The organism is Planomonospora parontospora, assembly GCA_014647935.1.
GTDB lineage: Bacteria > Actinomycetota > Actinomycetes > Streptosporangiales > Streptosporangiaceae > Planomonospora > Planomonospora parontospora.
On the sequence record BMQD01000006.1, the window covers coordinates 213,122 to 224,999 of the forward strand.

The 11,878-nt window shown below is 73.4% G+C and carries 10 protein-coding genes; 8 read left to right on the top strand and 2 right to left on the bottom strand.

The annotated features are described in order from the left end of the window. Positions 1-6 precede the first annotated feature (6 nt). Complete coding sequence (locus tag IEZ07_RS12000) at positions 7-741, top strand: YaaA family protein (protein WP_191894819.1); 735 nt, start codon at positions 7-9, stop codon at positions 739-741. 181 nt (positions 742-922) lie between these two features. On the opposite strand, the gene IEZ07_RS12005 is transcribed toward IEZ07_RS12000, so the two are convergent. Both IEZ07_RS12005 and IEZ07_RS12010 read right to left on the bottom strand, forming a co-directional pair. After that, positions 923-2,497, bottom strand: a complete 1,575-nt coding sequence (locus IEZ07_RS12005) for an RNA polymerase sigma factor (RefSeq protein WP_373868851.1) — start codon at positions 2,495-2,497, stop codon at positions 923-925. A 307-nt stretch (positions 2,498-2,804) separates the two neighbouring features. Continuing rightward, a complete protein-coding gene (locus IEZ07_RS12010; protein ID WP_191894821.1) occupies positions 2,805-4,898 on the bottom strand; it encodes a SpoIIE family protein phosphatase in 2,094 nt (697 codons plus the stop codon). Positions 4,899-5,578: 680 nt separating this feature from the next. Between IEZ07_RS12010 and IEZ07_RS12015 the strand changes: the two genes are divergently transcribed. The 7 genes from IEZ07_RS12015 (at position 5,579) to IEZ07_RS12045 (ending at position 11,834) form a co-directional block, all read left to right on the top strand. Next, positions 5,579-5,821 (top strand): hypothetical protein, encoded by a 243-nt coding sequence (locus tag IEZ07_RS12015; RefSeq protein ID WP_068898700.1) that lies wholly within the window; start codon positions 5,579-5,581, stop codon positions 5,819-5,821. 269 nt (positions 5,822-6,090) lie between these two features. Beyond that, positions 6,091-7,602: a hypothetical protein gene (locus tag IEZ07_RS12020; RefSeq protein WP_068898948.1), complete on the top strand. Its 1,512-nt coding sequence runs from the start codon at positions 6,091-6,093 to the stop codon at positions 7,600-7,602. Positions 7,603-7,611: 9 nt separating this feature from the next. Next, positions 7,612-8,367 carry a LamB/YcsF family protein gene (locus IEZ07_RS12025; protein WP_191894822.1) on the top strand — a complete coding sequence of 252 codons (756 nt, stop codon included), beginning with the start codon at positions 7,612-7,614 and terminating at the stop codon, positions 8,365-8,367. Then, positions 8,364-9,026, top strand: coding sequence for a 5-oxoprolinase subunit B family protein (locus IEZ07_RS12030; RefSeq protein WP_191894823.1), 663 nt, complete (start codon positions 8,364-8,366; stop codon positions 9,024-9,026). Before IEZ07_RS12025 ends, IEZ07_RS12030 begins: the two co-directional genes overlap by 4 nt. 43 nt (positions 9,027-9,069) lie before the next feature. After that, positions 9,070-9,915: a 5-oxoprolinase subunit C family protein gene (locus tag IEZ07_RS12035; RefSeq protein ID WP_191894824.1), complete on the top strand. Its 846-nt coding sequence runs from the start codon at positions 9,070-9,072 to the stop codon at positions 9,913-9,915. Between the two features lie 174 nt (positions 9,916-10,089). Continuing rightward, positions 10,090-10,731 (top strand): nicotinamide riboside transporter PnuC, encoded by a 642-nt coding sequence (gene pnuC / locus IEZ07_RS12040; RefSeq protein WP_191894825.1) that lies wholly within the window; start codon positions 10,090-10,092, stop codon positions 10,729-10,731. Beyond that, the gene (locus IEZ07_RS12045; RefSeq protein WP_204054337.1) at positions 10,728-11,834 is read left to right on the top strand and encodes an AAA family ATPase; all 1,107 of its coding nucleotides are present in this window, start codon (positions 10,728-10,730) and stop codon (positions 11,832-11,834) included. The genes pnuC and IEZ07_RS12045 overlap by 4 nt, the downstream gene beginning before the upstream one ends. The last annotated feature ends 44 nt before the right edge of the window (positions 11,835-11,878 follow it).

Sequence of the window (11,878 nt, forward strand, 5' to 3'; positions counted from 1 at the left end):
GGAACCGTGCTGATTCTGCTGCCTCCCTCGGAGGCCAAGGCCGCGGCGGGTAACGGTCCCGCCCTCGACCTGGCCTCCCTGAGCTTCCCGTCCCTGCCCCGGCAGACCGTCCTGGAGGCGCTGACCGCACTGTGCGAGCGGCCGGAGGCCCGAACCGTGCTCGGCCTGTCGGAAGGCCAGACCGGCGAGGTCGCGAAGAACCTGCTGCTGCGGACCGCGCCCACGATGCCGGCCGCCGAGCTCTACACCGGAGTGCTCTACGACAACCTCGGCCTCGCCTCCCTGCCCCCGGAGGCCGCCGGGCGGGCGGCGGAGAGCCTGCTGATCTTCTCCGGCCTCTGGGGACTGCTCCGGATCACCGACCGGGTCCCGCCGTACCGGCTGTCCATGGCGGTGAGGCTCCCGCCGATCGGCGGACTGGGCGCCTTCTGGCGCCGCGCGCTCACCCCGGTGCTCGACGCCGAACCGGGCCTGGTCGTGGACCTGCGCTCCAGCACCTACGCGGCGGCCTGGCAGCCGGGCGGCCGGGGAGTGGCGGTGCGGGTGCTCAGGGACGGGAAGGTCGTCAGCCACATGGCCAAGGCCACCCGGGGTGTGATCGCCCGCAGTCTGCTGGAGGGCGGCGCCGACCCGCGGACCCCGGACGAGCTGGCCAAGGTCCTCGGCGATCTCGGCCACGTGGTCAGGCTCGGGCCCGCGCCGGGTGGCAGGCGCCCGTGGACCCTGGATGTCCTGGTGTGAGGACGGCCGGAACCGCCGGAGGGGGCTTCGCTGCGAGGACGGGGATCCGCCCGCTCCGGAGCCGCCGGTCCGGGCGCGACACCCGACGAGAGGGCCCGCGCCGGTCGGCGCGGGCCCTCTCGTCGCAGAGATCCGCGGGATGGCCGTGGCGTTCCACCACGGCCATCCCGGAGACGGGGACCTAGTCCAGGTAGTCGCGCAGGACCTGGGACCGGGACGGGTGACGGAGCTTGGACATGGTCTTCGACTCGATCTGGCGGATGCGCTCGCGCGTCACCCCGTAGACCTTGCCGATCTCGTCCAGCGTCTTCGGCTGGCCGTCGGTGAGGCCGAACCGCATGGAGACCACTCCCGCCTCGCGTTCGGACAGCGTGTCCAGGACGGAGTGGAGCTGCTCCTGCAGCAGCGTGAAGCTGACCGCGTCCGCCGGGACGATGGCCTCGGAGTCCTCGATGAGGTCACCGAACTCGCTGTCGCCCTCCTCGCCCAGCGGGGTGTGGAGGGAGATCGGCTCACGGCCGTACTTCTGGACCTCGATGACCTTCTCGGGGGTCATGTCGAGCTCGCGGGCCAGCTCTTCGGGAGTCGGCTCGCGACCGAGGTCCTGCAGCATCTGCCGCTGGACGCGGGCCAGCTTGTTGATGACCTCGACCATGTGGACCGGGATGCGGATGGTCCGCGCCTGGTCGGCCATGGCCCGGGTGATCGCCTGCCGGATCCACCACGTGGCGTAGGTGGAGAACTTGTAGCCCTTGGTGTAGTCGAACTTCTCGACCGCGCGGATCAGGCCCAGGTTCCCCTCCTGGATCAGGTCCAGGAAGAGCATGCCGCGGCCGGTGTAGCGCTTGGCCAGCGAGACCACCAGTCGGAGGTTGGCCTCCAGCAGGTGGTTCTTGGCCCGGCGGCCGTCCTCGGCGATCCACTCCAACTCCGCGCGGACGTCCACCGGCAGCTTGTCGCCGTCGGTGCCGAGCTGCTCCTCGGCGAACAGGCCCGCCTCGATGCGCTTGGCGAGCTCGACCTCCTGCTCGGCGTTGAGCAGGGGGACCTTGCCGATCTGCTTGAGGTAGTCCTTGACCGGGTCGGCCGTGGCTCCGGCGGCGGCGACCTGCGCCACGGGGGCGTCGTCGTCGTCGTCGGAGAGGATCAGCACCTCTTCCTCGCTCTGCGGGGCGGCCGCGTCGGCGACGACCTCGGGCTTGGCCTCCTCGTCGGCCTCGACCTCGGGCTCCGCCTCGACCTCGACGTCCTCGACCTCCACCTCGAGGTCGAAGTCCTCGATCTCGACGTCCTCGAGGTCGAGCTCCTCCTCGTCCTCCCCGGCGGCGGCCTTCGGCTTCGGGTCGGCCTTGGGCGCGAGCGTCTCGGGGCCGGCGCTCTTGGCGGGTCCGGAGGAGGGCTTCTTAGCGGCCGGGGCGACCTTCTTGGCCGGGGCCGCGGGCTTCTTGGGCGCAGGGGCCGGTGCGGGCTCGGAACCGCCGACGACCGCGGTGACGGTCTCCGGCTGCTCCTTGGCCGCCGCGGCTGCGGTCTTGGTCTTCTTTACCGGGGCGGGTGCGGCGGGGGTCCGGCGCTTGGCCGGGGCCTTGGGCTTCTTGGGGCCCGCGGAGTCCTCGGCGGTCAGCCGTACGATGATGCCCTCTTTGCTGAGGTTGCGCAGGATTCCAGCGACCTGCGCCATCGGAATGTCCGCTTCCTCGACGGCCTTGCGGACATCCTCGGACTCGAGGAACCCCTGCGAGCGCCCCCGCTCCATCAGCTGCTGAATGACGGGCTCGTTCAGCTCGGATGGCTTCGAGCGAGTCGAACTTGCAGGCGACACGAACACCTCTCGAAGGAAAGCGTGACGAGAATGGACTCAGATGCCCGCTAGGGGCGGATGCCTCTAGTGGTGCTCAGAGAGGCCGCACGAACCGCGACGCACCTGCCCAGCATTCTGACATGACACCGTGATCCAAACGGCCGCCTCCTGGCGGTTGCCCTCCACCCTAGGCCGACGAAGACAGTAGTGCGTACGGAAGCGGGGCACCGATATCCGAAAGCAACCCTTATGACTGTTTCATTCAGTCACTCTTCGTGGTTGGCGGAACATGAATTGCAAGTACCGTGACGTCGTCATCCTGCTCATACCCCGCCAGCATGCGATCCACCAGGAAATCCAACAACATATGGGGACTACTGACAACTTCCGGCGGCGCTTCGGTAACGACCGAGCAAAGCTCCGCGAGCCCGGCGTCCAGCCCGCGCTTGCGGTTCTCCACCAGGCCGTCGGAGTACAGGACCGCGGTGTGGCCGGGCGGGACGCAGAACCTGAACTGCCGGCGGCTCGTCGGCCAGCCGAGCGGAGTGCCCGGCTCCCCGTCGCACAGCAGCGGCATGCCCTGGGGTGAGACCAGCAGGGGCGGCGGGTGCCCGGCCAGCGCCAGCGTGCCCTCGCCCGTCCCGGGTTCGACCACCATGTAGGCGAGGGTGGTAACCTGCTCCTCCTCCTCGGTCGCCTCGAAGACGCGGTCCAGACCGGTGAGCACGGCGGCGGGCGGCGGGTTGGTCAGAGCCAGGGCCCGCATCGCGTTGCGGATGCGACCCATCCCCGCCGCGGCCTTGACGCCCTTGCCCATGACGTCGCCGACCACGGCCGCGACCCGGCCGTCCTGCAGGACGAACGCGTCGTACCAGTCGCCGCCGACCTGCACGTGGCGGCTGCCCGAGCGGAACCGCTGGGCCAGCATGAGCCCCCGGACCACCGGCAGGCGGTCCGGCAGCAGGCTCCGCTGGAGCGTCTCCGCGGTGCGGTGCTCCCGCTCGAACAGGGTGGCCCGCTCGACGGCGAGCGCGCACTGCCCGGCGAGGGCCTCCAGGAAGACGCCGTCCTCCTGGGAGATCTTCTGAGGACGGGTGAAGGCGAACCGCAGCGCGCCCAGGGCACGGCCCGCGGCCAGCAGGGGCAGGCCCACCCAGGCCCGCTCGTCGCCGTGGGCGAGGAAGCCGTCGATCGCCTCCTCGTCGGCGCCGGCGTCGACCAGCTGGGCGCGCAGGCTCTCGGGCGACTCGGCGAAGACCGGGCGGCGGCTGTTCACCGCCATCGTCATCACGCTGGAGTGCGCGAGCGGGATCTCCTCGCCCGGCGCGCCCGGGACGTCGGGGATGCCGCCGTTGTTGACCAGCTTCAGCACCGACCGGTCGGAGTCGAGCAGCGCCACGGCCGACCGGTCGGCCGCCAGCGCCGTACGGCCCACGTCGATGATGACCTGGACGACCTGCTCCACCGTGAGCGCCTCGGCCAGCTGGGCCGTGGCGCCCTGCAGCCGTGCCGTGCGCAGGGCCGCGGCACCGAGCTGGTCGGTCAGCCGGCCACGCATCTCCTCGGCCTCGCGCTGCGGGGTGACGTCGGTGTTCGCCCCGACCCACTCGACCACCCGGCCGTGCCGGATGATCGGTACGGCGCGCACCTCGAAGTAGCGGTAGCCGCTCGCCCGGGTGCGGACCCGGTAGCTCCACTCGAACATGTTCCGGCCGCGCAGGGCCTCGCGCCACGCCTCCTCGGTGTGCGCGCGGTCGTCCGGGTGCACGGCCTCCAGCCAGCCGCCCGCGAGGTACTCCTCCAGCCCCTGGCCGGTGATGGCGCGCCACTGCGGCGCGTCCTCCCGGACCGCGCCGTTCGGGGCGGTGATCCACACGAGCTGCGACTGCGCCTCGACCAGCGAGCGGTAGCGCTCCTCGCTGCGCCGCAGGTTCTCCTCGACCAGCCTGCTCTCGGTGACGTCGACGCCCACCAGGCAGACCGCGCGGAACACGCCCTCGTCGTCGTGGACCGGCGAGAAGGTCAGCGACCAGTGACGGGTCTCCCCGTCGGCCGTGCGCACCCGGACGCGCTGGTCCCTCTCGGACCCGGCGCCCCCGACGACGGCGCGGACCGCCCCCTCGACCAGCGCGGTGAGGTCGGCGGGGAGCAGCTCACCCGGGGCGTGGCCCACCAGCCGCTCGGCGGGCAGGCCGACCATCTCGGCGAAGACCTCGTCCACCCGCTGGAACCGGCCGGCGGGGTCGAGGAAGGCGAAGGCGAACGGCGACTGAGACAGCAGGCCCTGCAGCAGGCCGGAGTCCGAGATGTCCACACCCGACTCCCGGGGACGGGGCACGGAGGTTTCGGCGCTCATGGTCGGCACCTCCGTCGCGTGCCAGGGTCTCCCACGAGGCACATCTCCAAACTTGCGAATTGGCGTAGCGCAGCTCCGGAGACCGGATCCTGCAGTACATCATCGGCGATGGGCGCCTGCGGGCGGAAGTCCCGCCCATGATGCGACGAACCTCCCCGGCCCGAAGACCGGGGTCTCCACGTTAACGCGACGGGGCTCCGGCGGGAGAGGAGATCCCCGCCTCCCGCGACCGGCGGGCCGGCCGCCGGGACCCGCGGCCGCCGGATCCGCGCGGGAACACGGATCTCGCGGGCCTCCCGTCCCCGTCACCACGGGAGACGACGGGGCATCCATCACCCCCGCCACCCCTTCCGCGCACCGCGGTCGTCACCGTCGGCGCGTTCAAGCGTTCGCGGCCAGGACCCTAGCAGGATCGAGCCGGACCGTCCCGACAACTGCCCACCTCGCCTCCACCGTCTCCTACCGGCAAGATCAGCCTACTGACTCCCGCCCGTTTTGGCTGCCCCTTCGCGGACACGTTCTTTACTTTCCGTCCTCCGGGAGGAGTCAACGATGGAGTCAGCTTTCCCGCCCCCCTCCGGAAGGCTTGACACCGGCGCGATAAGTTGTGGAATGAAAACGCACGTCCCCGCCGTCCACCCGGGGCCACGTCCCCGGTAACCCGGAGGAATGTGACATCCATGCCCGCTCTCGCCACCCGCTCCACCAGTGGTACGACCACATTCCACGAGTCCCTGAGCAGTCGGCTGGCCGCCGAGTTCCTCACCGTCCCCCCTGGCACCGTCGACCGCTGCGTGGCCGACGTCCGCGCCTGCACCGAGCATCTCGGCGTCGAGGCCACCCCCGAGGTCGTCGAACGGGTCGCCCGCGAACACCTGCTCGCCATCGTCAACTCCGCGCCGCCGCCGCGAAGTCCCCGGTAACATCGGGATCACCGAGCCGCGTTCCGCGCACCCATCGGCTCGGGAACGCGAGAAGGTTGGAACGTGAGCGAGCGCAGCGAGCGAGCCAGGGAACACAGCAGCCTTCGCTCATGCGCATCCCTCGCCGCAGGCGAGGAGTCCCGCATGAGCGAGCGAGCCGGTGGGCCCGGCGGCCCGGGGTTCACCCGGTCGACGGAGGAGGCCGCTTGAGCCGCCGACACCGCAGGGACCCGAGGGAGACCCACGCGCCCGACGAGGTCTTCTCCGAGATGCTGCTGGCCGCCCGTGAGCTGCTCGCGGTGAGCAGCCCGCTGGACGCCGAGCTGATGGTCTCCGACATGGTCGGCGCCTGGTGGGGGCGGCGGCTGCGGCGCGGAGACGCCGAGCAGGTCCTCGGCGAGGGGCTGGTCGACTACGCCGCCAAGGCCGGTTCCCCCGCCGCGCTGACCCTGCTGATCGCGCTGGCCTACCTCGGCACCGCCCGGCAGGCCGCCAAGGCCGAGGGCGCGGCGCTGGCGCTCATCGAACGCGACGTGGCCAGGCCCCGCTGGGCCGACCGGCTGGGGGCGGTGAAACCGACCGGCTGCTACGTCTCCCGCGACGCCTACGGCGACCAGGACACCGTGGTCTGCACCTTCGGCTACCGCGGGGCGGACAGCGGCGAGGACCGGCACGCGCTGGTCATGGTCGTCGACTACAACATGCGGGGCATCGCCCGTGACGCGTGGGTCTCCTCCCACGTCGACAAGCTGCTGGAGCAGGCCAGGGCCGAGGCCGAGGCGAACCCGATGCTCCGCTTCGAGGAGATCGAGCCCCAGCAGGCCAGAGCCCTGCTGGAGTCGGCCATGAAGGCCACCGCCGAGTACGGCGACCGGAAGACGGCCGCGCCGGTCAGCGACAGCTACAGCGCCTATCACGCCTTCGCCCGCTCCCGGATCAAGGCGCTGCCCCCGGGCCGCAAGCGCCCGGCCCCGCTGCACAGCGAGGCCCCCTACAGCCGCGACCGCAGGGCGATGCTGGCGGCGGAGTTCCTCTCCTCGGACGCGGCCGAGCACCTGTCGGACCCCTCGGCGGCCTCCCGCTGCGCCGACCACATCATCGACTACGGCTGCGACCAGGACTTCGGCCGCCCGCTGCGGGTCAGCCCGACCAAGTGCGAGACGTTCCTGCTCGACTGGCTGCCGCGCAAGGTGATGCTGAGCCCCGCCGAGCAGGAGGCCGTGCCGTACGTCCTGTCGGCGTGGGCGCGCTTCACCGCGCCCCGCACCGGGCTGTCCGAGGAGGGGCTGCGGGCGACGCTCGACGGCATCTGGGAGGCCACGGCCCGCTTCCCGGAGACCTACCGCGATCCCACGACCTTCGGGCTGGACCGCGGCCTGGTGGAGCGGCTGCTCCCGGACGGGGACCTGTCCGCGCTGGCCCGGCGGGTGTTCGCCTTCCCTTTTCTGCAGGGCGAGCACGGCGAGGTCAAGCTCGACCTGCTCAACCCCGCCGACGAGGGCGACCGGCGGATCCTGCTGGAGATCGACCACGCCGGCGAGCCCGGCCGGTTCGACCGCGACGAGCACCTGGCCTGGCACGAGGAGATCGCCGCGCGGCTGTGGGAGGGGGACCCGCCGCAGTTGTGGGAGGCGGCGCAGCGGCTGCTGGACCTCGGCCACGACCGGCACGAGGTGCTGCACGTGCTGATCGAGATCGCCGAGCGGATCGGCGACGATCCGGAGGAGCTGGCCACCGCGCTCGATGACATCGCGGACATCCCCGACGAACCCCCGCTGTAGGGGAGCATCGTGGCGATCGATCTCAACGCCGACCTCGGCGAGGGCTACGGCATCTGGCGGCTGGGCGACGACGAGGCCCTGCTCGACGTGGTGACCAGCGCGAACGTCGCCTGCGGTTTCCACGCCGGTGATCCGCTGACCATCCGCCGCACCTGCGAGGCCGCGGTCGCCCGGGGGGTGCGGATCGGGGCGCAGGTCTCCTACCGGGACCTGGCCGGGTTCGGCCGCCGCGAGATGGAGGTGGATCCGGAGGAGCTCCGCGCCGAGGTGCTCTACCAGCTGGCGGCGGTGGACGGCGTCGCCCGCGCGGTGGGGGGCCGCGTCTCCTACGTCAAACCGCACGGCGCGCTGTACAACCGCGTCTGCCGCGATCCCGAGCAGGCGGAGGCGGTCGCGGCGGCGGTCGCCGACTACGACCGGAGCCTGCCGGTGCTCACCCTGCCCGGCTCGGCCGTCCACGGGGTCGCCGCCCGCCACGGGCTCGCCACCGTCGCCGAAGCCTTCGCCGACCGCGCCTACACGCCCGCCGGGACGCTGGTCCCCCGCCGCTCCCCCGGCGCGGTGATCCACGACCCGGACGCGGTCGCGGCCCGGGCCGTGCGCATGGCGACCGCGCGGACGGTCGTCGCCGCCGACGGCTCCGAGATCCCGGTGGAGCCCCGCTCGATCTGCGTGCACGGCGACACCCCGGGCGCCGTACGGCTGGCACGGGCCGTCCGCGACGGCCTGGCGCGGGCCGGGGTGGCCCTGGAGGCCTTCGCGTGAGCGGCGGCCCCGGCGCGGGCGCACCGCCGGACGGGGCGCCCGTCCGGGCGGCCGGAGAGCACGGGCTGCTGGTGGAGACCGGGTCGCTGGAGGTCTCGCACCGCCTGGACGCGCTGCTGCGGACCGACCGCCCGGCCGGGGTGACGGAGATCGTGCCCGGTCCGGCCACCGTGCTGGTCGTCGCGCCGGGCGCCGAGCCGGGACCGCTCAGGTCCCGACTGGCCGCGGCGGCGCGGGCCGCGCGCGCCCCGGACCCGGACGGGGCCGCTCCCGGGCGTCTGGTGACCGTCCCGGTGGTCTACGACGGCGCCGACCTGGACGAGGTGGCGGCGCTGAGCGGGCTGACGGCCGGCGAGGTGGTGGAGCGGCACACCGGGCGGGAGCTGGTGGTGGGCTGGCTGGGGTTCGCCCCGGGGTTCGCCTACCTCACCGGTCTGGACCCCGCGCTGCACGTGCCGCGGCTGGCCACCCCGAGGACCTCGGTGCCCGCCGGGGCGGTGGCGGTCGCCGGGCCCTACTCCGCCGTCTACCCCTCGGCCTCGCCGGGCGGCTGGCGGTTGCTCGGGCGCTCTCCGATGCCCGTGTGGGACGTGGCGGCCGATCCGCCCGCCGTGCTGACGCCCGGCACCCGGGTGCGTTTCCGGGCGGTCACCGGATGACGGCCGGGCCCGTCCCCTCCCGGCCCGCGCGCCCGGTGGCCGCATGATCGAGGTGGTCGCGCCGGGGCCGTACGCCACGGTGCAGGATCTGGGCCGCCCCGGTTACGGGCATCTCGGGGTGCCCCGCTCCGGCGCCGCCGACGTGCCGAGCCTGCGGCTGGCCAACCGCCTGGTCGGCAACCCCGAGGGCGCCGCCGGGATCGAGCTGACCTTCGGCGGGGCCGTGCTGCGCTTCCGGGACGGCGCTTGGGCCGCGCTCACCGGCGCCGCCTGCCCGGTCGTCCTGCGGGGCGCTTCCGCCGGGATGTACGCGCCCTTCTGGGTCCCCGCGGGCGGCGAGCTCCGGGTGGGCGCCCCGATGACCGGTCTGCGGACCTACGTCGCGGTCCGGGGCGGCGTCGACGTCCCCCCGGTCCTGGGCAGCCGGTCGGCGGACTCGCTCTCCGGCCTCGGCCCGGACCCGCTCGCCCCGGGCCTGGTGCTGCCGGTGGGACCGTCCGCCGGTCTGCCGCCGATCGTCGTGGACGCCGCGCCCCCTCCCGGGGACGCACCCGGTGTCCTGCGGATCCTGCCCGGCCCCCGGGACGACTGGTTCACCCCGGGGGCGCTGGCCGCCCTGTGCGCGGAGCCGTACGAGGTGAGCCAGGACAGCAACCGGGTCGGCGTGCGGCTGCTGGGCATCCCGCTGGAGCGCGCCCGGAGCGGGGAGCTGCCGAGCGAGGGCATGGTGGCGGGGGCCCTGCAGGTGCCGCCCGACGGGAGGCCGATCGTGTTCCTCGCCGACCACCCGCCGACCGGCGGTTATCCGGTGATCGCGGTTCTCGCCTCCGGCGATCTCGCGGCGGCCGCGCAGCTGCGCCCCGGCGACCGGGTCCGCTTCCGTCTCTGACGGCTCCCGCCCCGGCGACCGGGTCCGCTTCCGTCTCTGACGGCTCCCGCCCCGGCGACCGGGTCCGCTTCCGTCTCTGACGGCTCCCGCCCCGGCGGCCGCCGTCCGTACTGTCACCTGGTTCCGTTATGTCCGAAAACCCTTTATCGTCATAGTGACGATTAAGGAGACGGCATGACGCTCGCAGAATTCCTCGACCCCCTCCTCCAACCCGTGTTCACCATCGCCGGAGCCCCGACCAGCCGGGCCGAGCTCCTGGGCTTCGCCACCGGGATCCTCACGGTCTGGCTGGTGGCCCGCCAGAACATCTGGAACTGGCCGATCGGCGTCGTCAACGTGATCCTGCTCGGGCTGGTCTTCCTCGCCGTCGGTCTCTACGCCGACGCCGCCCTGCAGGTCGTCTATGTCGCGCTCGGCCTGTACGGCTGGTGGCAGTGGCGGTACGGCGGGGAGGGCCGGACCGCGCCGGCGGTCCGGCCGACCGGGCGCGCCGAGTGGGCGGCGCTGGCCGGCTGCGGCGTCGCCACCGCCGCGGCGCTCACCTTCGCCCTCGCCGCCTGGACCGACTCGACGGTGCCCTTCTGGGACGCCCTGACCACCGCGCTGTCCCTGATGGCCACCTACGGGCAGACCCGCAAGCTGGTGGAGTCGTGGTGGCTGTGGATCGCGGCCGACCTGGTCTACATCCCGCTCTACGCCTACAAGGGCCTCTACCTCACCAGCGCCCTCTACGTCGTCTTCCTCGCCCTCTGCGTCTCGGGGCTGCTGGCCTGGCGCAGGGCCCTCCCCGCCCGGCCCGTCCCGGTGGCGGCATGAACGCCGGCCTGCCCCGTTTCGCCCACGGCCTGGTGATCGGCAAGTTCTACCCGCCCCACGCGGGCCACCACCACCTGATCGACACCGCGGCGGAGCGGTGCGCCCGGCTGAGCGTGGTGGTCGCCGCCTCGACCGCGGAGAGCGTCCCGCTGGCGCTGCGCGCGGCCTGGCTGCGCGAGGCGCACCTGCAGCCCGGGGTGACGATCGCCCCGGTGGTCGACGACGTCGAGATCGACTACGACGATCCGGAGGTCTGGTCGGCGCACGTCGAGGTGTTCCGGCACGCGCTCGCCCTGGCGCACGGGGAGGTCCCGGCCGTCGACGCCGTCTTCTCCTCCGAGGAGTACGGTCCGGAGCTGGCCCGCCGGCTCGGCGCCGTCCACGTCGGCGTCGACCCCGGCCGGGAGCGCTTCCCCGTGAGCGGGACGACGGTCCGCTCCGACCCCGTCTCGTGCTGGCGGTGGCTCTCCCCCGCGGTCCGCGGCCACCTGGCCCGCCGCGTCGTGGTCGTCGGCGCGGAGTCCAGCGGGACCACCACCCTGGCCAGGGCGCTGGCGGCCCACTACGCCGCCCGGGGCGGGCCGTGGGCGGGGACCCGGTGGGTGCCCGAGTACGGCAGGACGTACTGCGAGGAGAAGCTCGCCCTGGCACGGCGCCGGGCCAAGGCCGCCGGGCTGCCCGAGCCGTGGCTCGACGGCCTGGAGTGGGAGTCTGCGGAGTTCGCGCTGATCGCCGAGCGGCAACTGCTCTGGGAGGACGCCGCCGCCCGCGCCGGATCCCCGCTGCTGGTGTGCGACACCGACGCGTTCGCCACCTCGTTGTGGCACGAGCGCTACCTGAGCTCGCCCGGCGCCGTGCACCCGCGGGCCCGGCACGACCTGTGGATCCACACCTCGGTGGAGGGCGTGCCGTTCGAGCAGGACGGGTGGCGGGACGGCGAGGCGGTCCGGCACCGGATGGACCTGCGCTTCCGCGAGGAACTGGCCGCGCGCGGGCTGCCGCACCTGGTGGTCTCCGGACCGCCGCGCGCACGGCTGGAGCAGGCCGTCGAGGCGGTCGACGGCCTGCTCGCACGGGGATGGGACTTCGCCCCGCCGCCGTGAGGGGCCGCCGTGAGGGGCCGCCGTGAGGGGCCGCCTGGAGCGCG